This window comes from Treponema socranskii subsp. socranskii VPI DR56BR1116 = ATCC 35536, from assembly GCF_000468115.1.
Taxonomy (GTDB): domain Bacteria; phylum Spirochaetota; class Spirochaetia; order Treponematales; family Treponemataceae; genus Treponema_D; species Treponema_D socranskii.
This window is the reverse complement of the sequence record NZ_AVQI01000072.1, coordinates 18,913-42,591: the sequence shown is the minus strand read 5'-3', so window position 1 is coordinate 42,591 and position 23,679 is coordinate 18,913. Positions and strand designations below refer to the sequence as shown.

Here is a 23,679-nt window from a genome sequence, read left to right as displayed (position 1 = left end):
ATAATTATGATCGCAATACGGAGTGTATCTGCGTTGATTATTGTATATGCGGATCCGACAGTTGGAATAATTATGCCCGTGAAAAAAAATTAAAAAATATATTGCGGCGGAAGTTTAGCGTATTTTATTATTAGAAAGCGGTATCATCTCTCACCGCACGAGCTTTACGACGGCCGCGATGACTCCCAAAAGGACTGCGAGCGTTACGGCGTACACCCAAAGCGGAAGCGCGCTGCCTGCTCCTCTTGCGCGTTTTCTTTCGTATGAGGCAAAGGCGCTTTTTATTTTTTTCTGTTCGGCGTCGGAAAGACGACGGTGGACTTCTTCTTTTTCTTCTTCCGAATACGCCTCTATATTGAACGTACCCGAATCCATCGCGTAGCCGCAGACAGGGCAGCCTTTTGCAAATCTCGAAGCGCTTCCGGTAGCACCGCAGGAAGGGCAGCGTACGGAAGAAAAAAAGCGGCCGCAGTTTTTGCACACGCGCGCGTCTGCAGGAACTTCGGCGCCGCAGTTTTCGCAAAAAAATTTTGCTTTCCGTTTTGCTGTCATGCTCTGTCCGGTCGTATAATAATTTCGTTTCCGACGTTCACGACGGAAGCCGTACAATACGTCGGCACACCGCCCGTACGAAGTGAAAGCTCTTCGATCCTGTCTCCGGGAGAAATTCCTTGGGTTAGAGAAGGGATGTCGGCTGTAAACTCCGCATTTCCGTCAGAGAGGCGCCGTATACTTCCGGTAACGAAAGCTCCCGTCTTCGGGTGAGTAAAAACAGCCGTTCCGATTTTGTCGTCCGAAAGTCCTTCCGGCGATACAGTTTCCGTTTCCGATATCGAAGCCGCTTCCGCGTCCGGCACATCCGTTTCGGCTTCTTCAAGTGAAGGAGCGGGTTCTCCTGTCGGAGAAGTGACGATCGAGCGAAAGAGCGAGATGCCGCTTTTATCCGACGATGAAAATATGCCTTTGATGCCGAGTTGTCGAGCTTTTTTCTTTTCCGCATCCGAAAACGATTCGGGTACATAGAGGATGACGTCGGGGATTGTTCCTCCGATGCCGCTTTTAATAAACTGCGTCAATGTTTTCCAATGGCGGGGATAATCGGAAGCGCTCACGACGACGATATCCGGCCGAATCTCTTCGATATTGTCGAGCGCTTTTAAAAGCCAGCGATAGATGATCGTATCGTATGACAAGGATGCGAGAACAGCATCGACTTTCGCGATAACGTCTTCGTCGTCGCAGATGATGATCGCTTTCATTCCGTCCCCAGATTTACGACCGTGTAATCGTAGATTTGCCAAACGCCTTCCCTCCGGCGGAGACGGTACGTATAGCTTTTCTTTTCGTAATACGTGCGGTTGTTAAACCATTCGATGACGAGCACGCTTCCTTCCGTCTGCGAATACACCGTCTTTTCGATTTGAAAGCGCTCGGGTACGGCAACGATATCGCCGTCGATCCGCGACTGCATCAAATCCGATTTATACGCGTCGATCATCCGCTCGCGTTCATCGGCCGAAGCCGCTCGGTAGCGCCGCTTTTGCACAGGTGTACGTTCGAGCATCGCTTCGACGTCCATATACAAAAAATACTGATCCCACAGCGATTTTTGCCGCGCGACGATAGTCCGTTCTACGACTTGATCCGGCGGAATCGCTTCCGGCTGCAGGATACGCACGGTTCCAGCTTCGACGGGAATCGCCGAAGACGATGCGGCCGACGGAGAAGGGCGCACTTCAAGCGTGAGTCTGTTCGATACGATGCGCTCGTCTCGAAAACGGTAAAGCTCGGGGTAAAACGCGAGATCGACATAGTAGACCGACGGATTTGCAACGGTAAGATATTCTTTTAAGTTTTCGACGAACGAATATTCTTCGCCCGCTTCAAGCGCGATTTCCCGGAAATACACAGTTTGATTTGTCGTGCGTTTTCGAATAAGCGTTTCGGTTTGCGAAAGGCGTTCGTTTTTGATCGTGTACGCATTGAAATCGATCGAAAACATTCTGTCGTCGGCGAGCTTAAAACGAAGCGTATCCGTCCCCGTATTGCGCACCGTTATGTGAATAAACACGGGATTCGAATCCGCAGCATCGGGATAATACATAGTTTTATCATAAAACTTTATCGAAACCGCTGCGTTTTGTACGCGGCTTTGCGCGGATGTCGACTGTCCAAAGAAGGCTAAACACGATATAATCAAAAAAACAGTACGTTTCAATTACGTCTCCCAAAGGTATAAGGGTAATAGACCTTTCTTATAATATCGGACAAACCGTATGTATACATTATCGACAAATTCTATCAAAGAAGCAATACACTCATGGCCTCCCATGCGCGATGCCGTTTTCCGTTTGACGGATGCTTCGTGCCGTTTTCCTTTTTCGGTCAGAGGACTTCACGGCTCTCTTTCAGCTTATTTTACAGCCGAATACTGTGAACGCATACAATCTTTAGCGTTTAAAAAAAGCGTATCGGGAGGAGTATCCTTCGATTCGCGTTCATCCGACATCGTCATCGTCACGCCTGGAGAAAACGAAGCGATCGATATCCGTACCGATTTGACTTCGATTTTTCCCGAAGCGGAGATAATCGATATACCATGGTGGGGTATGATACCCTATCGTCCGGTATCGCGGGGAGCGGCCGTATTCGGAGAGCGCGCGGCGGCTCTCGCAAAACTTGCCGGAGCGGGGAGGGAAGGCTTTTCTCAAAAGCCGAGAATCTTTATCGTGAGCGAGCGCGTTTTTCTTTCGCCGCTTCCGCCTCCCGAATCGGTAAAGCGCCGCTCGTTTTCGATTTCGCGCGGCGCTCACGTCGATACGGTAAAAACGGCGGAAAGGCTTTCATCTCTCGGCTATACGAGAGCGCCGCGCGTCTACGTGCAGGGAGAGTTCAGTTTGAGAGGCGAAGTGCTCGACGTATTCGTTCCGCAAAGCACCGCTCCGTGCCGCATCATTTTCGACTTCGATACCGTCGCACAGATTAAAACTTTCGACACGGATACGCAAACGACGACCGGCTCCCTCGAAAGCGTTTTTATTTCCCCGATGCGCGAAGTGATTTGGGACGATGCGCTTTTGACCGATTTGAAAAATGCGATCGAAGCCTACGAAGCGACGGCAGTGAGCGCCGAAGACGAAATGAGGCTGTCGGATGCGGCATCACAAAACGGGGAGACGCCGTTTTGCAATGTGGACAGACACTCCGATACGGCGGATAACACGAGTGCCGGCGAGATACCGTCTTCCGACGAAGATGAGTTCTCCGATGCAGGCGCACCGAAAGACGGAGAGCCGCCTTTGCGAAAAAGTTGTCGCGCACACCTTCCGTTTACGAAAGAAGCGAAAGCCGCGTTATCGAATATGCTTTCCGAGCTTGAAACGGCAAAATCGTGCGAAGGGGAAGAGCTTTTATATCCCGTGTTGTGGAAAAAGCGCTATACGATTTCGGACTATATAGGCGAGCGGACGACCGTTTTTTTCTTCGATTACGATCGTCTCGTAAACGCCGAAGAAACGATCGTTCGGGAATACGGCGGCATGTACCGGAAAGCGCGTCTTTCGTTTCCTGCCTTTCCGCCCGAGCAAATACTCTCAGATTTTCAAAAAAACCTAAAAATCGTCTCAAGAAGTATACTTTTTCATACGGCTTCCCGTGCGGATACACCTTCAACTGACGAATCTCCGTCCGATATCGCTTTTCCGTGCGAAGTATCGCGGAGCTTTTTCGGCAATATTCCGTTTTTGAAAGAAGAAATCGGAAAGCTGCAGGATGCCGGCTGGAAGATCGCAGTCTTTGCGGACGGCGAAAATCAGGAGCGGCGCATAGCCCAACTGCTTTCGGATTTTACCGAAGAGCGCGGAAACGAAATCGCTTTAAACGGACGCAATGCGAAAATACATGAACGCGATGCAAAACCGCACGAAGAGCGTACGCATGAACACCGCACGCTCGAGCGCTCTTCCGCTCCGATCGAAAAACGCTGTGCGCTCGCGGTTTTTCCCGAAGCGATATCCGAAGGTTTTTCGATCCCCGACTTGAAGCTCATCGTCATACAGGAAAACGAAATATTCGGCAGAAGGCGGGCAGTGCCGAAATCGCTGAAAAAAGCGAAAAGCGCCGCAATCGACACTTTTGTCGAACTCACCCCCGGCGACTATGTCGTGCACGTACAGTACGGCATAGGCATCTTTTGCGGCATCGAGCGCGTAAAAGCCGGCGGCAACGAGCGGGACTATATAAAGCTCGAATACGCGGACAAAGAGGTCGCCTTCGTTCCGATCGAACAAGTGAACATGGTACAGCGCTATATCGGAAGCGAAGGAGATGCTCCGAAGCTCGATAAAATCGGCAGCAAAAGCTGGGAAAACCGAAAGCGCAAAGTACAGAAAGCCGTCGAAGATTTGGCAAAAAAGCTCATCGACCTCTATTCGAGGAGAAAAGCGTCGAGGGGATTTCCGTTTCCGAAAGATACCGAATGGCAGACTTCGTTCGAAGCGGCCTTTCCCTATGAAGATACGAAAGATCAGGCGATTGTCACCGAAGACGTCAAACGCGATATGGAAAAGCCCGTTCCGATGGACCGCCTCATTTGCGGAGACGTCGGCTACGGTAAAACCGAAATCGCGATGCGCGCCGCGTTCAAAGCGGTAATGGGCGGAAAGCAAGTCGTTTTTTTGGCGCCGACGACGATCCTCGCCGAACAGCATTACGAAACCTGCGTCGAACGCTTTGCGAATTTCCCCGTCAAAATCGCAGTCCTCTCGCGCTTTGTGCCGCACGCGGAACAAAAAAAGACTTTGACTCTCCTCGCATCGGGCGATATCGACATTCTTATCGGCACGCACCGTGTCATTCAAAAGGATGTCGTCTTTAAAAATCTCGGCCTCATGATAATAGACGAAGAGCAGCGCTTCGGCGTAAAAGATAAAGAAAAACTCAAAGAGATGAAAGCGAATATCGACTGCCTTGCGCTTTCGGCAACGCCCATCCCGCGCACGCTCCACATGAGTTTGCTGAAAATCCGCGATATGAGCTTGCTCGCGACGCCTCCGCAAAACCGGCAGATGATCGAAACGGCGATCGAGCCGTACAGCGACGAACGCGTAGCGACTGCGATCAGGCGGGAAACGGAACGGGGAGGGCAAGTGTTTTTTTTGCATAACCGAGTCGACTCCCTTTTTGAAGTACGGCGTAAAATCGAACGGCTCGTCCCCGAAATGCTCGTCGACGTCGCGCACGGACAAATGATGAGCGCCGAACTTGAAGACATCTTCCGCCGTTTTAAACTCGGCGGATTTCACGTACTCGTTTCGACGACGATCATCGAAAACGGCATCGACATACCGAACGTCAATACGATCATCATCGACCGGGCCGATATGTACGGCGTATCGCAGCTTTACCAGCTCCGCGGGCGTGTCGGGCGGAGCGACCGGAAAGCGTACGCCTATCTTTTATATCCCGAAAATACGTCTCTTTCCGAAGTTGCGATGAAGCGTCTGCAAGTCATCAGCGATTTTACCGAACTCGGAAGCGGTTTTAAAATCGCAATGAAAGATATGGAAATCCGCGGGGCGGGAAACCTGCTCGGCCGCGACCAGTCGGGAGACGTGTATGCCGTCGGATTCGAATTGTATTTGAAATTGCTGAACGAAGCGGTTGAACGCCTTACCGCCTCTGAAAATTACAAAGCGCAGAGCGAAGTGCTCATGGAACTCGAATATACGGGTTTTATCCCCGACGCCTACGTGCGCTCGGCGGAGACGAAAATGGAAATCTACAAAAAGATCGCGTCGGTGCAGACGGACGACGAATTGATCGCGGTGATGAACGAAATCGAAGACCGCTTCGGTCCCGTACCCGATGAAGTTGCGAGCCTCTTGTCACTCGCCGAAATACGCATTCTGTGCAAAAAGCTTTCGGTGAGCGCGCTCAAAGAATCGAAGGGCGTCGTCGAAATCGAATTTGCAAAAGTGTCCGACATTTCTGTCGATCGCGTATTGCAGCTGATAAAAGAAAGTTCGGGCAGCGTATGGCTCGACGCGGCAAAACCGAATATGCTGTTTTTAAAACTCGGAAAAATCGGCCTCAAAGAAAAAAGCGAATTTATCAGAGAGCGCCTCGAAAAACTTGCATAACCTTTGCAGTATCGGCTCGGAACATGATATAATGAGGAAGCGAGGTAGACATGCTTTTATTCGGAAAAAAAGTTGAAATCTACGAAAGTCGGAATTACGGCGAATTCAAAGCGCTCAAAAAACTGCTCAAAAAAAACGGCATTGCCTACGGTACCGGCTGGGTACAGACGGAAGTCGCGTGCGGCTGCGGCGCAAAGATCAATATGCGCCAAGTTATCAACCCAAATTACAGCCCGTACCTGTGGTCCGTGTACGTGAGGCCGGAAAACGAAGATGCGGCTAAGCGTCTCGTAGAGGAAATGGGAAAGGGAAGAATGATGAAGTTATAACAAGACAATCTTTACAAAAATAAAACTGACTGCTATAGTTTTAGATATGTTTTTTGTCAATGTATCCCAAACGTTTTAAATCTAAGGAAAGCCTCTAAATTGAGAAGTTCCTTTTAAAGAAGGTTTTATGTTTAATTTAGAAGATTTTATCGCATGTAATATTACCAAGCGTACGGAGAGCATTTTTGCAAGAGATATAACAGCCAACAAAAAAAAACTTGCAGAAGTAATTGCTAGGAAGCGTATACTTGTTATCGGCGGAGCGGGGAGTATCGGTAGTTCATTTATTAAAGCTTGTCTGCCCTTTAAGCCGCAATCGCTTGTCGTAGTTGATATAAATGAAAACGGATTGGCAGAATTGAGCCGTGATTTGCGCAGTACGTACGGTATACATGTACCGGATGATTATATCACATATCCTATCAATTATGCGGATTCGGTATTTAAGAAGATGTTCAACAACCGAAATGGTTTCGATATCGTTGCAAACTTTTCAGCACATAAACATGTAAGAAGCGAAAAGGATATTTATTCGGTAGAAGCACTTATTCAAAACAATCTTTTAAATGCAAAAAAACTTCTCGACTTATTAAAATCTTTCCCGCCGGAAAGATTTTTTTGCGTTTCCACCGACAAGGCTGCAAATCCGGTCAATATTATGGGAGCAAGTAAAAGGATTATGGAAGATATGATCTTCTCGTATGCTCCATATTTTCCGGTTAATACGGCACGATTTGCGAATGTTGCATTTTCTAACGGCTCTCTCCCAGCCGGATTTCTCGATAGAATACATAAGATGCAGCCGATTAGCGCACCGAATGATGTTAAGCGATATTTTGTTTCCCCACAAGAAAGCGGCCAAATTTGTATGCTTGCATGTATGCTCGGAAAAAGTAAAGAAATTTTTTTTCCTAAACTTGAAAAAACAACGATGATGACATTTTCCGCTATTGCGACAAAACTTCTTGAAGTAAACGGTTATACGGTGCTCGAATGTTCGAGCGATGCAGAAGCGATTGAAAAATCGAAACTATTAAAACACGGTTCAAAAGAATATCCCGTTCATTATTCGGGAAGCGATACAACCGGTGAAAAAGCCTATGAAGAGTTTTATACCGATACGGAAATTGTAGACATGGATCAATTTATTTCGCTCGGCGTGATAAAAGATAGTCAATCGCAGCAGCCGAAAGAAAAACTCGATGCGCTTTTCGATAAATTGCAAACGGTATTTGCAAAACCTGATACTGAAAAAGCTGAAGTTGTACAAATACTAAAATCATATCTTCCGTCCTTTACGCATGAAGAGCGCAATAAATCGCTTGATGCAAAAATGTAAAAGGATGACGCATGAAAGCTTTATGCATTGGATACGGTTCAATGGGAAAAAGACGTATTCGTCTTTTAAAAAAAATAGATCGCTCATGGGAAATTCTCTGCGTAGATTCGAATGACATACGGAGGAAAGAAGTCGTTAAAGACGGTTTTAAAGCTTTTGAGTCTTTGAATACAGCTCTTACGGAATGTCCGGATATTGCATTTGTATGTACCACTCCGTTAGCACATGCGGATATTATCGTAACGTTGTTGGAACATAAAATTCCTACATTTACCGAATTAAATCTTTCCTCATCTCGTTATGATGACATACTGATGCTTTCACAAAATAATAATGTCGTTTTATTTATGTCGAATACAAAGTTATACAGCAAGCAGATACAAAAAATAAAAGCCTTAGTGCATCAGCAAACAAAACCGCTCAGCTATATGTATCACATAGGACAGTATTTGCCGGATTGGCATCCATGGGAGAGCTATACATCGTTTTTTGCCGCAAAAAAAGAAAGCAACGGGTGTCGGGAAATTTTTGCGATCCAACTGCCGTGGCTTATCAATACATTCGGTGATATAGAGACTCTGTCAAGTATTTCCAATAAATCAAGCGCGCTCGATATTCCTTTCAATGATACATACGTAGTGTCTTTTAAACATAAAAACGGAAATATCGGTACCGTTCTTGTAGATGTCGTATGCCGCGAAGCGACCACATATCTTGAAGTTATCGGTGAAGAAATCCATTTGATATGGGACGGCAAAAATAACGGTTTGTTTAATTATAATATCAGTACAAAACAAAGAGAAAAACTCGAGCTGCTGTCCGTTGTAAATCACGAAGACGGGTATGCTGAAAATATCATTGAAAACGATTATGAAGCTGAAATTCGTGATTTTCTAAGCGCAGTGTATAATCATACCGTACCCTTGTACAGTTTAGCAAAAGATAAAGAGATATTATCTATTATTGATGAAATAGAAAAATAGCTTATGAAAGTATTGTTTACGGGATTAGGTTCTATTGCGACAAAACATATTAAGAATCTCCACTCAATATGCCGTGAACGCGGTATATTTTTAGAGATAGAAGTGCTTCGTAGAAAAATCGGCGGTTTGGCGGATGATTTTGAATCGATGAATATACAACAGATAACGGAATTATCGAATACACATTATGATTGTGCCTTTATTACGAATCCGACAAATTTGCATTATACGATACTCAAACAGTTACTCGGAAAAATTGATTTTTATTTTATTGAAAAGCCGCTTTTCGAAAAAATCGATTATCCGTTAGAACTTCTCGATATCAATGCGGCAAACGCATATATCGCCTGTCCGTTGCGGCATACAAAAGTCTACACGGAATTTTTTAATTTAATTAAAGATAAAAAAATTTTTTCTTCTCGAATAATCTGTTCAAGTTATTTGCCTGACTGGAGACCGAATATAGACTACCGAAAAAATTATTCTGCGATAAAAGCACTCGGCGGCGGTGTTACGCTTGATTTGATTCATGAAATCGATTATATGATAGCTTTGTACGGTTATCCGAATCGGATCATAAATGTACACAGAAAATACAGTAATTTGGAAATAGACAGCGATGATTTAAGCGTTTATATCGCCGTTTATGACGATAAACTTGTTGAAGTTCATTTGGACTATTTCGGGCGCAAACCGAAACGGTATTGTGAAGCGTTTACCGCCGAGGATGTGTATACAGCGGATTACTTAGCATCGAAGATATATTTTTCCGATCATTCGATTATCGATTGTACCGAAAGCATAAATGACAGATATATCCGTGAAATGAAATATTTTTTGGATTTTACGGCAGGTAAAAAGCAAAATATCAATCCTCCTGCCAAAGCATTAGCGGTGTTGCGAGCGGCGCTCGGCGAATGGAAGGTAAAAAATGAATAAAGTGCTTATCACGATTTGCGGCAGAGCAGGGAGTAAGGGATTCAAAAATAAAAATATAAAAAACTTTCTAGGCGTACCGCTTGTCTATTATACTGCAGCAATAGCGGAAGATTTCAAAAAGAGGATGACAAACGAATGTGAAACATTGATTTGTCTTAATACCGATAGCGGAGTGTTAAAAGACCTTGTTTCAAAACGATATAAAGATATAGAAATCATCGAGCGAGCAGCCGAGCTTTGCGGTGACAAAGTTGCCAAAATGGCGGTTTGGCATAATTGTCTTGATATACTCGAAAGAAAATATGATTGTTGTTTTGACTTTGTGATCGACCTTGATATTACGAGTCCGTTGAGACAGATTGATGATGTGATCAACGCATATAAAACAAAACTTCAGCATAGCGACTGTAAATTGATCTACAGCGTATGTGACAGTCGAAGAAATCCTTACTTTAATATGGTAAAAGCGGAAAACGGCTTTGCCGTAAAACTTATATCTTCAAATTACACGACGCGGCAAGAAGCTCCCGCGGTGTATGATATGAACGCATCAATTTACATAATCGATGCCGATTATTTGCGAAACGATACCGAAAATATGTTGTTAAATGCGAAATCGAATATTTATCGAATGTTTGATACGGCTGTACTCGATATAGACAGCGAGCAAGATTTTGAATTTATGGAAATAATAGCGGAGTATTTATACAAAAAAAACGAAAGCTTTGCGCAAATACGAAAATTCGTACAGGAAGAACAATGATGAAATACGAATCGACAATACATTTTATTAAACAAATTTATAAGAATGTTGACCATGTCCTTCTCCATGCGCCTGCTTTTATCGGTAATGAAAAAAAATATCTTGATGATTGCATTGACACGACATTTGTTTCAAGTGTCGGTAAGTATGTAGATCGTTTTGAGGATGCGATCGCAAAATATACAGGCGCGAATCGCGCAGTAGTATGTGTAAACGGAACGATGGCACTCTTTATGGCACTTAAACTGTGCGGTATAAAGCCCGATGAAAAAGTTATCACACAGCCGTTGACTTTTATTGCAACTGCAAATGCCATTGCCTATTGTTATGCTCATCCTGTCTTTTTGGATGTCGACGAAGATACGATGGGACTTTCACCGACAAAAGTTCGTTTATGGCTCGAACGGAATGCCGCTGTAAAATCGGACGGCTGCTATGATAAACATAGCGGCAAAAAGATACGCGCTGTAGTTCCGATGCATACATTCGGTCACCCGGTAAAAATTGACGACTTTGTTAAACTCTGCGATGAATGGAAACTGGCGCTTATCGAAGATGCGGCGGAAAGTATCGGCAGTTTCTATAAAGGCAGACATACGGGAACATACGGTGAAATCGGCTGCATGAGCTTTAACGGCAATAAAACGATTACGTGCGGCGGGGGAGGGATATTGCTGTTCCAAAATAAAGAGAAAGGCGATTATGCGAAACACATTACAACGCAGGCAAAGATCCCCCACCGATGGGAATTCAAACACGATGCAATCGGATATAATTTAAGGATGCCGAATATCAATGCCGCACTCGGGTGTGCACAGCTGGAATGCATAGATACGATCCTCGCAAATAAAAGAGAAACTTCGCGCATGTATAAAGATTTTTTTTCGAACATAGACGATATCTCTTTCTTTGATGAGCCTAAAGATTGCAAATCGAATTTTTGGCTCAATGCCGTTCTGCTCAGAGATAAACGTGAACGGGATATTTTTCTTGCGGAAACGAATGATAATGGAATTCAAACTCGTCCGATTTGGGAATTGATGAATAGACTGCCGATGTTTATCAGTGCAACAAGAGGAGATTTAGCTACGGCGGAGATGTTTGCCGATAGGATAGTTAATATTCCAAGTGGATACAGAAAATGAATTTTCAAGACTTGTTAATTACGGAAGATTGTACGCTTTTACAGGCGATGGAACGTCTCGATAAAACTGCAAAAAAAACTCTTTTTGTCGCCGAAAACGAAATTTTGCAAGCGTCAGTAACGGACGGCGATATTCGTCGCTGGATTCTCTCTAAAGGAAGTCTTGATGCAAGGGCAAGAGAATTTGCAAACTATAAACCTCGATTTGCAAAGCAAGATAGATCAAACGATATACACAAAGAACTTATTAACTGTTCCATAGATGCGCTTCCTATTGTAAATGACGGCATGAAAATTATCGATATCGTTTTGACACCTGCTTTAACAGTCGATAAAAGGACCGAGCTCAATTTACCCGTTGTCATTCAAGCCGGCGGAAGAGGAGTACGGCTTTATCCGTATACGAAAATTCTTCCTAAACCCCTTATTCCGATCGGAGAAATTCCTATCGTGGAACATATAATCAACGGATTTTGTAAATACGGCTGCAATGATTATTACATGATTGTTAATTATAAAAAAAATATGATAAAAGCGTATTTTAACGATTTGGAAAAGAACTATACGATAACTTTTGCGGATGAAAATATTCCTCTTGGGACGGGAGGGGGGATCGGTTTACTTAAAGGAAAGATCGATAAAACATTTATTCTTACAAATTGTGATGTTTTGATTACGGAAGATTTTGCAAAAATCCTAGCACACCATAAACGACAAAAAAATCTTATTACGATGATCTGCTGTCTTAAAAATTTTACTATTCCTTACGGCGTTATAGAAACGGATAAAACCGGTCATATAGAAGCTATGAAAGAAAAGCCATTGTTTTCTTTTCTTACGAATACGGGATGTTATATCGTAGAGCCGGAAGTTTTAAACGATATTCCTGAAAATACTTCGATCGGATTTCCCGATATCGCAGCAAAATATATGAACCGGCATAATCGGCTCGGTATGTATCCCATAAGTGAAAATAATTGGATGGATATGGGGCAATTTGATGCGATGAAAGAAATGGAACGGAAGCTCGGGGTAGGGGAGTGAAATGAAACTTCTTTTAGTCGGTAACGGCGGGCACTGCAGATCGATTCTCGACACTGTTCTCTCAATGAACGTATATTCGCAGATCGGGATCGTTTCGGAAGATAAGAACGATGAAATTCCGAAGATCGATACTGTCATACATGCCGGAACCGACGATGATTTACCGATGCTGTTACGGAACGGATATGCGCAGGCATTTGTCGCGGTAGGAAGTATCGGCGATACGAGCATAAGACGTAAAATTGCAGATAATTTATTGAAAATCGGCTTTGAGATCCCCAATCTTATCGATCCGACCGCTGCTGTAAGTAAAACTGCAAAGTTAGGGCAGGGAATATTTATAGGAAAAAACGTCTCTATAAATACAGGGGCCGTTATCGGTGACTTTGCAATTATAAATACAGGTGCAATCATAGAGCATGATTGTATCGTTCAAGATTTTGTTCATATTTCGCCGGGTTCGGTGATCTGCGGCGGCGCGGCGATAGGCAACGACAGCCATATCGGTGCAAATTCGACAGTAAAGCAGTATATAGAAATCGGCGATCATGCGATCATCGGTATGGGCAGTAATATTATTAATTCGATCGCCGCCGATTGTATTGCATATGGTAATCCGTGTAAGGTGAGAAAATGAGCATAAAAATTATTGCTGAAGCAGGCGTCAATCATAACGGCTCGATCGAAATTGCAAAGCGCCTTGTAGATAAAGCAAAAGACGCCGGTGCGGATTATGTAAAATTTCAAACTTTTAAAACAGAAAAGATAGTTTCAAAAAATGCAAAAAAAGCATATTACCAAACCGTTAATACGAAAAATGACGATTCACAATTTTCCATGCTGAAAAAATTGGAACTCGGATATGAAGATTTTACGGAACTGAAGAGGTATTGTGAACAAAAGGGGATCATATTTCTTTCCTCCGCTTTCGACTTCGACAGTATCGATTTTCTCGATCATATCGGTGTAAACGAATGGAAAATTCCGTCCGGAGAGATCACTAATCTGCCGTATCTTGAAAAAATTGCGAGATTGCATAAGCCGGTTATTATATCGACGGGTATGGCAACATTACAAGAAATCGGTAATGCCGTAAAAATTCTTAAAAAAAACGGAGCTTCTGAGATAACGATTTTGCATTGCACATCCGAATATCCTGCTCCGTTGGATGATGTGAACTTACTTTGTTTGCGTTCGATGAAAAAAAAGTTTAATGTTCCTATAGGATATTCCGATCATACGCAAGGTATCGAAATTGCTTTGGCGGCAGCTGCATTGGGTGCCGTCGTTTTGGAAAAGCATTTTACACTTGACCGTACTATGGACGGTCCCGATCATAAAGCAAGTATCGAAGTACAAGAATTGAAAGCCCTTGTCGACGGAGTTAGAAAAATTGAAAGGGCATTAGGAAACGGAATTAAACAGCCAAGTCCTTCCGAACGAAAGAATATATCAATAGTGCGAAAAAGTATCGTTGCTGCATGTGATATAAAAGCAGGGGAGATATTTACGGATAAAAATCTCGCATGTAAACGTCCGGGAGACGGAATATCGCCGATGAACTGGTATAGCGTGCTGGGGAAAAAAGCAAAGTATGATTTTGCAGAGGATGAATTGATAAAGCTATGAAAACCGTTTGTATATTGACGGCAACCCGCGCCGAATACGGTTTGCTAAAACCGATAATCAAAAGATTTCTTACCGAAAAAGATATTAAAATAAATATCGCTGTAACCGGCATGCATCTTTCTCCCGAATTTGGAAATACCTATATCGAAATTGAAAAAGATGCTATCCCCATCGATACGAAAATTGATATACTTATGAGCGGCGATTCCCCCGTTTGCACCAGCAAAACAATGGCGCTCGCTTTGTCCGGCTTTGCCGATTACTTTGAACGCTCCAAACCTGATATGCTTTTAGTTTTAGGTGATAGATACGAAACACTGGCCGTATGCTGTGCCGCAATGAACGCAAGAATTCCGATAGCTCATATTGCCGGCGGTGAATCGACACAGGGTGCTATTGATGATGCGATCCGGCACAGTATCACGAAAATGAGTTATCTTCACTTTACTGAAGCGGAACCGTATACGAAAAGAGTTATTCAGCTCGGTGAAAATCCCGCTCGGGTTTTTACGGCAGGGTATTTAGGAATTGAAAATATATTGAAAATTCCTAAAATGTCGCTGTCCGAACTTTCGAGCGATTTGATGATGGAGCTTAAATTAAAAAACTATGCAGTGGTTACCTTTCATCCCGTCACGCTGGAAGCTAATACCGTTTCCATGCAAATCGATGAGATACTTTCCGCCGTTGAAGGGTATCACGATTTAAAGTTTATTTTTACAAAATCGAATTCGGATACGGATGGCAGAATTATTAATCGGAAAATAGACGATTTTTGTAAAACACACGCCAATTGCAAATCGTTCTTTTCTTTGGGAACACGGCGGTATTTAAGCGCATTGCAATATGCGGCGTTCGTATTGGGAAATTCGTCCAGCGGATTGACGGAAGCTCCTGCACTTGGTATTCCCTCGGTCAATATCGGCGATCGGCAAAAGGGGAGATTGATTCCCCAAACTGTGATATCATGCAGTCCGAACAGATACGCTATCGGTAAAGCGATAAAAAACGCATTGTCGATGCAAAAATCCGATTCGGTTATGAATACACAGAATAAATCTAGAATGCCATCAGAAATAATAGCAAAGCATATCCTGCGTTATCTGAAAAAAGGAATTGACTTGAAAAAAGAATTTTGGGATCTATGAACAGCGATTTAAAGAGGAATAATTAAAATGAACGGGAAAGTATATATCGTGCATTGTATCGATACTGAAGGCCCTTTGTACGAAACACCTATCGTACCGTTTGAACGGATAAAAGATGTATTCGGCATAACGATTGAACCAACAAAAGAAAATTTAATAAAACTTCAAAAAGGCGAATATCCCCTTGACGGAAAAGAGGAAGCTGTAAAAAATTTAGTCGATAAAAATAAAATAACCACAAAGGGAGACTGGGACGAGATTCAAAAAATGCTTGCTCAAATTACATCGGATGAATTTCGAAACGCCTGTCCCGACTCCTATGGACACGGATGGATATATAATTGGTTTTGCATGGATCACGTGGGTTTTACCGGCAATAATCCGAGACATCGTGATGCCGGACATCATAAAATTTTCGATCGTTATATGAAAATGGTGTCCGAACAAAATAAAGGCGATTGTATCGGATTTCATCATCATCCTGTTTCATACTCAGGTAATTATAACGATTCCGGCACCGCTTTTTGGGGCAGTGAAAATTTAAATCAGATTTACTGCCGTAAAATAATAGATCGACAGTGGTTTCCTGTCGTTTTTAGACCGGGATTTCACACTGAGCGGCCGGATTCGAATTTCTTTTTGGAACAATGGATACCGTTCGATTATGGTAACCAAGCAGTTCACGAAGATACGCAACAATTGGACTGCGCAAACGGTCGTTTTGGAGATTGGCGGCATGCACCGGTAAAGTGGTATCCTTATCATCCCGATCACGATGATTATCAAAAGGAGGGTACTTGTCGTCGTTGGATCACGAAATGCTTGAATATGTATGCAAGAATCAGACAGTTAAGTTTGGAAGATGTTGATGACGCATTCAAACAGGCTGCTTCGGGTATGAATGCGATACTTGCATTTACCGATCATGATTACAAAGATATGATTTTTGAAATAAATCGTGTACGAGATTTAATAAAATCAACCTCAATAAAATATTCTGACGTAGATTTTATATATTCCGATGCGGTTTCTGCAATGAGAAATTGTTTGAACTTAAAACCGGAAACATTTGAACTTACGGTAAAAATTACAAAAAATGACACACAGGATATTCTGCGCGTAAAAACGTCACATGCCATTTTTGGTCCACAGCCGTTTTTAGCTATCAAAGATAAACAAGGGCGTTATTATTGGGATAATTTTGATTTTGCCATTCCCGGTAAAGAATGGACATATACGTTTGATAACAATACGGTTTTTCTAAACGATATCGATGTCATAGGAGTTGCAGCAAATAATGCGTACGGCTATTGTGAATGTGTAAAAATAACCGAATTAACGAATGACACTAAGGTTTCTATAAAAAGATATTTTGAAGCATAAAAAAACAGTGTGTTACGAGAGAGAGATGGAGAATAAAAAAAGACAATGGGGAGAATTTTATATATTTTTTTCCGCCTTAATTTTACATCCGATAATGTATATTCTGTCTACCAAAAGATATAAAAAAAGCCATTTAAAACAGGGGTGTTTACCCTGCTTTTTAGATAGTATTTTAAAATGTCGATTATGTGTCGAATTCTGTCTACCGATGAATATGCAGTACCCCGTAAAAATAAGTCGTTTTACTTTTACGCGTCGAATCCGTATTTGTGGTAATTGATACTCATGAGGAGCCCTACGGCGATCATCGCAGTCCACAGCGAAGAACCTCCGTAGGACAAAAACAAAAGCGGTATTCCCGTAATCGGCATGATGCCCATAACCATACCGATGTTGACGAAAAAGTGAAAAAAGAACATGCCGAGTATACCCGCTGCAATATACAATCCATAGCCCGTCGCATTCCGCATGATTTTCAACGTCCGGAAAAAGATAAGGCCGTACAGCACAAAGACGACAAGTCCGCCTATAAAGCCGAGTTCTTCCGACAAAATGCTGAATATAAAGTCGGTACTCTGCTGCGGCAAAAATCGATAGTGGCTCTGCGTTCCGTGTAAAAACGACCTGCCGAATATGCCGCCCGCTCCGATCGCGATTTTTGACTGGATGATATTCCAACCGCTTCCGCGCGGGTCTACGGACGGATCCATAAATACGATGAGGCGGCTGATTTGATATTCTTTGAGTACGCGTCCGGCTCCGTATGAACCGAAAAGCGAAAGCGCAACGATGAGCGATACGTATGAAATCCAATAAAAATACCGTTGACCGCGCAAATAGCGCCGCACGACGATTCCGATAAGCGTAATCGAAAGAGATGCGGCGATGAGCAAAAGGCGCAAGCGTATGTCGGTGAGCGCTCCGATCGCGGGAATCTTCCGATGCGCGATGACGTCGTTCCACACGGGAAGCACGGTAAAAAAAATCGTCGCCATGCCGGTACCGAATACGAACAATATGTAGCGCAGCGGGATGTCCGCCATAAAGCACATGACGAGGAAGATCGGAATATAGACGCTTGCGGTTCCCAAATCCGGCTGCGCGAGGATCAGCAATGCGGGAAAGCCGAAAATCAAAACGGCGATTACAAAGCGCTTTAGCGGAACTTCGGTACGGCTTTCGGAAAGGTATTTTGCGAGAAAAACGATAAATACGATTTTACCGAATTCGGACGGCTGTACGCCGAAGTCGCCGATACCGATCCAGCTGCGTGCTCCGTTGACGTAGCGGCCGAACACGACGGTATATAAAAGCACTGCGCCGAGGGCTGCGTATACGATGTACGCGTAGCGGGCGGTTTTACGGTAATCGTAGAGCGCACAGACGACGATAAGTGCAAGACCGAACGACGCCCACACAATCTGTTTGACGTATTCTTTTGTGACAAGAATGCCGTCCGAATTGATTCCCGACGAATAGATAAATGCGATGCCGGCTGCAGTGAGCGCAAGGACGCAAAAGAGGAGAACGTAATCGAAGGCATCGGTAATTTTCAGTTTCACTTCCCTACTCCTGTCGGTTTCCGTTTGCAAGGAGGTAATGAAAGCCGAGCGCGTTTACGGCTTCTTCATAGGTTTGATTTGCGAAGATGCCCTGTATGATGATATTCGTCGCATAGGGTGACCACCATTCCCACGGGTTTACCGCTTCGACGAGCGTCGAAACGACGACTTGATCTTCGACCGGCGCATCGTAGGGCGCATAGGCGACCATCCACGAGTGCCAGCTGTTTTTATACTGCGCGACTTCGGACGTTCCCGTCTTTCCCGCGCTCTGCACGAATCGATTGCGCATCGGGTATTGGGGTGTGCCGTCGGTGATCGTATAACGGCAGTCTTCCTGCACGGTCTTCCACACGTCGCTCGGTATGTCGGATTTAAATAACACTTCCGGCTTTACTTCAGTGATAACTTCATTTGTCACAGGGTTCCGCACTTCTTTGAGCAGATGCGGTTTATAGATGACGCCTTCGTTGCACACCATCGCCATCATATCGGCAACTTGGAGAGGTGTGGCGAGGATATAGCCCTGTCCGATGGAAGCGGACATCGTATCGCCTCCGAGCCACCGTTCGTGGTACTTTCGCTCTTTCCACTGCGCCGTCGGAATAAAACCCGACACTTGATTCGGTAAATCGATTTCGGCGCTTTTTCCGAGTCCGAATATCGTCGAATACTGTGCGATTTTGTCGATGCCGAGATAATCGCGTCCGATCGTCCAAAAGTAAACGTCACAGGACTGCGCGAGCGCGTTTTTCAAATCGAGCCAGCCGTGTCCGGGTTCGTGGACGTGGCAATGGAACGTGCGGTTACCGTAGACGAGTTTTCCTTTGCATTCGATTTTTTCAAACGGAGAAAAACTTTTTTCCTGCAAAAGAGCGGATACCATGATGATTTTAAACGTCGAACCCGGCGGATATTGCGCTGCGACGGCCCTATTTAAAAGCGGCTTTTCCGGACTGTCGCGGAGCTTTACGAATTCCTGCGCATAGTCGTCGGAATTGAATATGTTCGGATCGAAATACGGATAGGATACGAGCGCAAGTATTTCACCCGTCGCAGGCTTTAAAACGACGACCGCCCCTACCCTATTTCCGAGCGTTTTTTCGGCAAGCGTTTGAATGCGCGAGTCGATCGTCAAAACGAGATTTTTTCCCGGCTGGGGCGGACGGATGTCGGGCTTGTCCGAAAGGATACGCCCGCGAACGTCGACCGTGCGGCTTTCGATGCCGCTCGTTCCCTGCAAAAGCTGATCGTACTGCCGTTCGATTCCCGTTTTTCCGACGACGCTGTTTCTCGTATAGCCTTGATTGTATAACACGTTGATCTCTTCCTGTGTGATGTCTCCGACGTAGCCGATGATGTGCGAAAGAGAACCCGTTTCCACGTAGTTTCGAATCGGGCGCGATACCCACGAAACTCCGGGTAAATCGATTTTATTTTCGGCGATGTTCGAAATCGTTTCAAACGAAACGTTCGAGCGCACGGTGATCGCCGTATAAGATTTTCGAAGTTTTTCCGGAATGCGTTTATCGATATCGAATTTCGAAACGCCGAGGTATTGCGCAAGGCGCGAAGCGACCGTATCGTAGTATCCCGCCGGAATTTCCGCAGGAGTTATTTCGACGGCAAAGGAATCGGTATTGATGACCATCGGTACGGTTGCATTTCTGTCGAATATTTCGCCCCGCTGTGCAGGAATGCGGGAAACTTGACTCGAAACCGTGCGAGACTGCGTGCGATATGTATCTGAAAGCAGCACTTGCATCGAAAAGAGCCGATAGACGTAAACTGCAAAGCAAAGCACGATCGCCGCTTCGAGCAAAACGATGCGGAGGGATTTCGACAAAACGGGTGCACGGCGGTCCTGCGGCATATCGTCCGTCACAGCGCGCTCCTTCGCTCTGTTGAAAGCACCGAACGGAACAGCGACAGAAATTTAAAGACGAGGGGTGCAAGGATCGTATTACATGCGAGTTCGAAAAGGAACGGAAGGGATAACACGCGGTACACGGCGTTTACGTTCGGAAAAAGCAACGATATGAGCCACACGAAAAAAGCTTTTAATAAAGTCGCCCCGAATGCGCACAGAGAAGGCATGACGATTCCGTCGGAATTGAAAACGCTGCCGAGCGCGCCGAAAACGTATCCGATGAGCGTCCGATACAGGCAGTGGAAGCCGAACGGAGATGCCGAAAGGAAATCCAAAAACGCGCCCGAAACGAAACCGTTTATTTCGCCCGACGTTTTGCCGTTTAAAAACGATAGGTAGAGCGAACACAAAAGCAAAAGATCGGGAACGGCAGGAAGCAAAGCGATATTCGAGAGAACCGCGGTTTCGATGAGGACGGCGCAAAAGAGAACGATCGCCGATACGATGTATGACTTCATCGCGTTTCCTCCGTTTCGCTTTTAACGTCGACGACGATAACCGTTTCGAGGCGCGGAAAATCGATGAGAGGAGCAACGTCGATTTCGAGCGACGAATCGTATTCGACGACACGGATTTCGGAGATGGAGCCGATCGGCATATTGCGCATATAGTTTCCGTTTTCGCCCGACGTCACGATGACGTCTCCGTAATTGAGCGTATCCATGACGCGTTTTTTGATGTATTTGAGCGAAAGCTTCGTATCGTCTCCGAAGCCCGACACGAGTCCCAAATCGCGCGTATTTTGAATGCGTGCCGACACCGTACAGTCGATGCTGTACACCGGCATGATCGTACTCGTAAATCGGCCGACTTCGACGACTTTTCCGACGAGGGCGATGTTTCCGTTTTGGTATGCGATAACCGGCATGTTTTTGCCGATGCCGCTGACGCTTCCCTTATCTATCGTGAGGGATGCATAGAGCTTATCGACATCGCGCGATATGATCTGCGCAGGGTAATTTTTTTGTTCGATCGATTTGGCGAAATCGAGCTGCTCTTTAAGTTGTTCGTTTTCTTTGCGTATTTCGGCATTTGTCCGCTGCATCTGTTCGTAATTTTGCAGTTTGAGGACGAGTTCGTCGTAATTTTGTTTCAGCTCGGACAGTTCCCGTACGGCTGTGATACTCCGTTTTGCCGAATCCGTTACGAAAAAAACGCCTTTTTCCGCAGTCGAAAAGATCGAAAAGCCGATGCGTCCGAAATTGACGACAAAGCTGCCGGTCGTAAACGCGAGAAAAACGCCCGAAACGACGACGAGCAAAGCGAGCACGAATTCGGGAAATCTGAATCTGAAGGATGATTTTACGCGAATGTGCATGAGGCGCCGCTAGTCGTTGAGGTTTGCGTAAATCGCGCGGTCGAGCGATCTGTCTTTAAACAGTTCGAAGGCCTCCCCCGCTCCGATCGCAACGCATTCGAGCGGGTGCTCGACGAGGATGACGGGAACTCCCGTCTCCTTTGAGATGAGCTTCGGAAGCCCTTTGAGCATGGAGCCGCCGCCGGTCATGACGATACCGCGGTCTACGATGTCGGCGGCGAGTTCGGGCGGCGTGTGTCCGAGTGTGCTCTTGATCTCTTCGACGATTCTTGTGACGGGATCTTTCAGCGCTTCTCTGACTTCGACACTGTCGATTTCGAGGCGGCGCGGAAGACCGGTGATCGCGTCCGTCCCGCGCAGTTCCATCTTTTCGATCGTCTTATCGGGCGTTGCATTTCCGATTTGAATTTTCAGGCGTTCGGCCATCTGGCGGCCGATGATCAAATTGTGAACGCTTTTGACGTGCTTGACAATGGCTTCGTCGAATTTGTCGCCGCCGACGCGGATCGCATTCGTGATGACCATATCGCCGAGGGAGATGACGCTGACTTCGGTCGTGCCGCCGCCGATGTCGCATACCATGTGACCGGCCGGCTCGAAGATCGGAATTTTGGCACCGATCGCAGCGGCTCTCGACTCCGCAATCGTTTCGACTTGTTTTGCGCCGGAACGGAGAGCGGCTTCGATAACTGCTCTTCGTTCGACATCGGTGATACACGAGGGTATGCCGATTCTCATGCGCATGGGGCGGAAAAACTGATGACGGGGGGTGATCTTCGAGATAAAATATTTTATCATTTTTTCGGTGCTGTCGATATCGGCGATGACGCCGTCTGCAAGCGGACGGATTGCGATGATGCTGCTCGGCGTTTTGTCGAGCATGCTTTTCGCTTCGGCACCCACGGCTCTGACGCGCTTTGTCCCTTTTTCGACGGCGACGACGGACGGTTCGTCTATGACGATGCCCTTGCCGCGCACGTAGATCAGCGTATTGCAGGTACCGAGATCGATGCCGATGTCGATCGAAAAATTATCAAACAGACCCATTTTGTTATGCCTCCCGAAACGATTTAGTCCGCCATTTTTTCCAAAGCGCCGCGGTGATTTACCTGTATGCGAAGCGCGTTTCGCCACTCCGCTCTGGCTTTCACCATATCGCCCTGTTTTTCATATAGTATGCCGAGCTGGTAATGCGCATCGGCGGAATTTTCATCTTTTTCCAAAACGCTCAAAAATTCTTCCGTCGCCTCTTCGTATTTGTTTTCCGCAATGTAAATACTACCGAGGAGCATACGGCTTTGCAAGATCAAATTTTCGTCGTCGCATTCTTTTATGACGCGGAAGAGGTACTGCTCCGCCGCCGCATTTTGCCCCGCTTTGTAATACTGCTCCGCGATGGAAAAGAGCAGCATATCGGATTCCCGTACAAGGAGCGCTTCCGTAAACGAAGAGATGCTCTCCATCGTCATGCCGAGCGCGGCGTAGCTTAATCCCAAATATTCGGCTATGTCGTCGGCTTTGTAGCCGCGCGCTTTTGCAAGTTCGAGATATTTTACCGCGAGGTCGGCATAATAATACGACGAAACGGTATTTTTATAAAAATACGCTTTGCCGAGCATGTAGAAAAGCTGGGATGTAAGCGAACTTTGCGCGTCGAGCAGCGCGAGACGCAAACTGTTGATCGCTTCGTCGAGGTAATTCTGCTCGTTCATCTTATCGAGAGACGATACGCCGAGGTAAAAAGCCGCATACCCGTGGTACGTGAGAGCGGCGTTGTTGAACGGGGTTCTGCTTAAAATGCCCTTGCTGATTTCATATACGCTTTCATAGTCGTAGGATTTCCAGCTTTTGGAAAGCGCGTACACGGATCCCGAGCGCAGTCGCGGAAAGACAAAGCGGGAAAATGAAAACACGAGTGCGGCTGCCGCGGCACACGCGGAAAACGCGATGAGTGCATTGCGCAGGAGATTGCTTTTGCGTTTGAATATGTGCGCTTCTTTACTGCTGCCGTTCATACTGTTTAACAAA

At 45.4% G+C, this 23,679-nt stretch carries 21 protein-coding genes; 12 read left to right on the top strand and 9 right to left on the bottom strand.

Features of this window, described 5'->3' with window-relative positions; translation table 11 throughout:
• Nucleotides 1-150 precede the first annotated feature (150 nt).
• From HMPREF0860_RS10005 to HMPREF0860_RS09995, 3 genes are read right to left on the bottom strand one after another with little or no spacing between them, the layout of a single operon-like run.
• A complete protein-coding gene (locus HMPREF0860_RS10005; protein ID WP_021329375.1) occupies nucleotides 151-552 on the bottom strand; it encodes a zinc ribbon domain-containing protein in 402 nt (133 codons plus the stop codon).
• Nucleotides 549-1,259 (bottom strand): hypothetical protein, encoded by a 711-nt coding sequence (locus HMPREF0860_RS13380; protein WP_021495731.1) that lies wholly within the window; start codon nucleotides 1,257-1,259, stop codon nucleotides 549-551. The genes HMPREF0860_RS10005 and HMPREF0860_RS13380 overlap by 4 nt, the downstream gene beginning before the upstream one ends.
• Nucleotides 1,256-2,104, bottom strand: a complete 849-nt coding sequence (locus tag HMPREF0860_RS09995; RefSeq protein WP_021329368.1) for a hypothetical protein — start codon at nucleotides 2,102-2,104, stop codon at nucleotides 1,256-1,258. Before HMPREF0860_RS09995 ends, HMPREF0860_RS13380 begins: the two co-directional genes overlap by 4 nt.
• Before the next feature lie 172 nt (nucleotides 2,105-2,276).
• On the opposite strand from HMPREF0860_RS09995, the gene mfd reads away from it, so the two are divergent.
• The 12 genes from mfd to HMPREF0860_RS09935 all read left to right on the top strand — a co-directional run bounded on the left by mfd (nucleotide 2,277) and on the right by HMPREF0860_RS09935 (nucleotide 16,841).
• Complete coding sequence (gene mfd, locus HMPREF0860_RS09990; RefSeq protein WP_038082411.1) at nucleotides 2,277-6,140, top strand: transcription-repair coupling factor; 3,864 nt, start codon at nucleotides 2,277-2,279, stop codon at nucleotides 6,138-6,140.
• Between the two features lie 50 nt (nucleotides 6,141-6,190).
• Nucleotides 6,191-6,469 (top strand): hypothetical protein, encoded by a 279-nt coding sequence (locus tag HMPREF0860_RS09985; RefSeq protein WP_021329361.1) that lies wholly within the window; start codon nucleotides 6,191-6,193, stop codon nucleotides 6,467-6,469.
• 127 nt (nucleotides 6,470-6,596) lie between these two features.
• Nucleotides 6,597-7,808, top strand: coding sequence for a polysaccharide biosynthesis protein (locus HMPREF0860_RS09980; RefSeq protein WP_021495730.1), 1,212 nt, complete (start codon nucleotides 6,597-6,599; stop codon nucleotides 7,806-7,808).
• Between the two features lie 11 nt (nucleotides 7,809-7,819).
• A complete protein-coding gene (locus HMPREF0860_RS09975; RefSeq protein WP_021495741.1) occupies nucleotides 7,820-8,791 on the top strand; it encodes a Gfo/Idh/MocA family protein in 972 nt (323 codons plus the stop codon).
• 3 nt (nucleotides 8,792-8,794) lie between these two features.
• Entirely contained in the window at nucleotides 8,795-9,730 is a 936-nt protein-coding gene (locus tag HMPREF0860_RS09970; RefSeq protein WP_021495732.1) for a Gfo/Idh/MocA family oxidoreductase, read from the top strand.
• Complete coding sequence (locus tag HMPREF0860_RS09965; protein WP_021495739.1) at nucleotides 9,723-10,493, top strand: acylneuraminate cytidylyltransferase family protein; 771 nt, start codon at nucleotides 9,723-9,725, stop codon at nucleotides 10,491-10,493. The genes HMPREF0860_RS09970 and HMPREF0860_RS09965 overlap by 8 nt, the downstream gene beginning before the upstream one ends.
• Nucleotides 10,490-11,638 carry a LegC family aminotransferase gene (locus HMPREF0860_RS09960; protein WP_021495729.1) on the top strand — a complete coding sequence of 383 codons (1,149 nt, stop codon included), beginning with the start codon at nucleotides 10,490-10,492 and terminating at the stop codon, nucleotides 11,636-11,638. The genes HMPREF0860_RS09965 and HMPREF0860_RS09960 overlap by 4 nt, the downstream gene beginning before the upstream one ends.
• On the top strand, nucleotides 11,635-12,681 hold the full coding sequence (locus HMPREF0860_RS09955; RefSeq protein ID WP_021495733.1) for a sugar phosphate nucleotidyltransferase: 1,047 nt from the start codon (nucleotides 11,635-11,637) through the stop codon (nucleotides 12,679-12,681). Before HMPREF0860_RS09960 ends, HMPREF0860_RS09955 begins: the two co-directional genes overlap by 4 nt.
• A 1-nt stretch (nucleotide 12,682) precedes the next feature.
• On the top strand, nucleotides 12,683-13,318 hold the full coding sequence (locus HMPREF0860_RS09950) for an acetyltransferase (protein WP_021495738.1): 636 nt from the start codon (nucleotides 12,683-12,685) through the stop codon (nucleotides 13,316-13,318).
• On the top strand, nucleotides 13,315-14,310 hold the full coding sequence (gene neuB / locus HMPREF0860_RS09945; RefSeq protein WP_021495740.1) for an N-acetylneuraminate synthase: 996 nt from the start codon (nucleotides 13,315-13,317) through the stop codon (nucleotides 14,308-14,310). Before HMPREF0860_RS09950 ends, neuB begins: the two co-directional genes overlap by 4 nt.
• Complete coding sequence (gene neuC, locus HMPREF0860_RS09940; protein ID WP_021330209.1) at nucleotides 14,307-15,458, top strand: UDP-N-acetylglucosamine 2-epimerase; 1,152 nt, start codon at nucleotides 14,307-14,309, stop codon at nucleotides 15,456-15,458. The genes neuB and neuC overlap by 4 nt, the downstream gene beginning before the upstream one ends.
• Nucleotides 15,459-15,485: 27 nt before the next feature.
• Nucleotides 15,486-16,841, top strand: a complete 1,356-nt coding sequence (locus HMPREF0860_RS09935; RefSeq protein WP_021330205.1) for a hypothetical protein — start codon at nucleotides 15,486-15,488, stop codon at nucleotides 16,839-16,841.
• 248 nt (nucleotides 16,842-17,089) lie between these two features.
• On the opposite strand, the gene rodA is transcribed toward HMPREF0860_RS09935, so the two are convergent.
• From rodA to HMPREF0860_RS09905, 6 genes are read right to left on the bottom strand one after another with little or no spacing between them, the layout of a single operon-like run.
• Nucleotides 17,090-18,403 (bottom strand): rod shape-determining protein RodA, encoded by a 1,314-nt coding sequence (gene rodA, locus HMPREF0860_RS09930; protein ID WP_021330217.1) that lies wholly within the window; start codon nucleotides 18,401-18,403, stop codon nucleotides 17,090-17,092.
• Nucleotides 18,404-18,407: 4 nt separating this feature from the next.
• On the bottom strand, nucleotides 18,408-20,276 hold the full coding sequence (mrdA, locus tag HMPREF0860_RS09925; protein ID WP_038080938.1) for a penicillin-binding protein 2: 1,869 nt from the start codon (nucleotides 20,274-20,276) through the stop codon (nucleotides 18,408-18,410).
• Between the two features lie 8 nt (nucleotides 20,277-20,284).
• Nucleotides 20,285-20,791 carry a rod shape-determining protein MreD gene (mreD, locus tag HMPREF0860_RS09920; protein WP_021330212.1) on the bottom strand — a complete coding sequence of 169 codons (507 nt, stop codon included), beginning with the start codon at nucleotides 20,789-20,791 and terminating at the stop codon, nucleotides 20,285-20,287.
• Nucleotides 20,788-21,651, bottom strand: a complete 864-nt coding sequence (gene mreC / locus HMPREF0860_RS09915; RefSeq protein ID WP_021330197.1) for a rod shape-determining protein MreC — start codon at nucleotides 21,649-21,651, stop codon at nucleotides 20,788-20,790. The genes mreD and mreC overlap by 4 nt, the downstream gene beginning before the upstream one ends.
• 9 nt (nucleotides 21,652-21,660) lie before the next feature.
• Nucleotides 21,661-22,698, bottom strand: coding sequence for a rod shape-determining protein (locus tag HMPREF0860_RS09910; protein ID WP_021330221.1), 1,038 nt, complete (start codon nucleotides 22,696-22,698; stop codon nucleotides 21,661-21,663).
• Nucleotides 22,699-22,721: 23 nt separating this feature from the next.
• Nucleotides 22,722-23,666, bottom strand: coding sequence for a tetratricopeptide repeat protein (locus HMPREF0860_RS09905; protein ID WP_038080920.1), 945 nt, complete (start codon nucleotides 23,664-23,666; stop codon nucleotides 22,722-22,724).
• Nucleotides 23,667-23,679 lie beyond the last annotated feature (13 nt).

Bases quoted from the DNA above. Each gene is read 5' to 3' on its own strand.
- HMPREF0860_RS09935 (WP_021330205.1), top strand. From the start codon at position 15,486: ATGAACGGGAAAGTATATATCGTGCATTGTATCGATACTGAAGGCCCT.
- HMPREF0860_RS09905 (WP_038080920.1), bottom strand. From the start codon at position 23,666: ATGAACGGCAGCAGTAAAGAAGCGCACATATTCAAACGCAAAAGCAAT.
- HMPREF0860_RS10005 (WP_021329375.1), bottom strand. From the start codon at position 552: ATGACAGCAAAACGGAAAGCAAAATTTTTTTGCGAAAACTGCGGCGCC.
- HMPREF0860_RS09985 (WP_021329361.1), top strand. From the start codon at position 6,191: ATGCTTTTATTCGGAAAAAAAGTTGAAATCTACGAAAGTCGGAATTAC.
- HMPREF0860_RS09910 (WP_021330221.1), bottom strand. From the start codon at position 22,698: ATGGGTCTGTTTGATAATTTTTCGATCGACATCGGCATCGATCTCGGT.
- mrdA (WP_038080938.1), bottom strand. From the start codon at position 20,276: ATGCCGCAGGACCGCCGTGCACCCGTTTTGTCGAAATCCCTCCGCATC.
- HMPREF0860_RS13380 (WP_021495731.1), bottom strand. From the start codon at position 1,259: ATGAAAGCGATCATCATCTGCGACGACGAAGACGTTATCGCGAAAGTC.
- HMPREF0860_RS09995 (WP_021329368.1), bottom strand. From the start codon at position 2,104: ATGTATTATCCCGATGCTGCGGATTCGAATCCCGTGTTTATTCACATA.
- HMPREF0860_RS09950 (WP_021495738.1), top strand. From the start codon at position 12,683: ATGAAACTTCTTTTAGTCGGTAACGGCGGGCACTGCAGATCGATTCTC.
- mfd (WP_038082411.1), top strand. From the start codon at position 2,277: ATGTATACATTATCGACAAATTCTATCAAAGAAGCAATACACTCATGG.
- HMPREF0860_RS09975 (WP_021495741.1), top strand. From the start codon at position 7,820: ATGAAAGCTTTATGCATTGGATACGGTTCAATGGGAAAAAGACGTATT.
- neuC (WP_021330209.1), top strand. From the start codon at position 14,307: ATGAAAACCGTTTGTATATTGACGGCAACCCGCGCCGAATACGGTTTG.
- HMPREF0860_RS09955 (WP_021495733.1), top strand. From the start codon at position 11,635: ATGAATTTTCAAGACTTGTTAATTACGGAAGATTGTACGCTTTTACAG.
- HMPREF0860_RS09960 (WP_021495729.1), top strand. From the start codon at position 10,490: ATGATGAAATACGAATCGACAATACATTTTATTAAACAAATTTATAAG.
- mreC (WP_021330197.1), bottom strand. From the start codon at position 21,651: ATGCACATTCGCGTAAAATCATCCTTCAGATTCAGATTTCCCGAATTC.
- mreD (WP_021330212.1), bottom strand. From the start codon at position 20,791: ATGAAGTCATACATCGTATCGGCGATCGTTCTCTTTTGCGCCGTCCTC.
- HMPREF0860_RS09970 (WP_021495732.1), top strand. From the start codon at position 8,795: ATGAAAGTATTGTTTACGGGATTAGGTTCTATTGCGACAAAACATATT.
- neuB (WP_021495740.1), top strand. From the start codon at position 13,315: ATGAGCATAAAAATTATTGCTGAAGCAGGCGTCAATCATAACGGCTCG.
- HMPREF0860_RS09980 (WP_021495730.1), top strand. From the start codon at position 6,597: ATGTTTAATTTAGAAGATTTTATCGCATGTAATATTACCAAGCGTACG.
- HMPREF0860_RS09965 (WP_021495739.1), top strand. From the start codon at position 9,723: ATGAATAAAGTGCTTATCACGATTTGCGGCAGAGCAGGGAGTAAGGGA.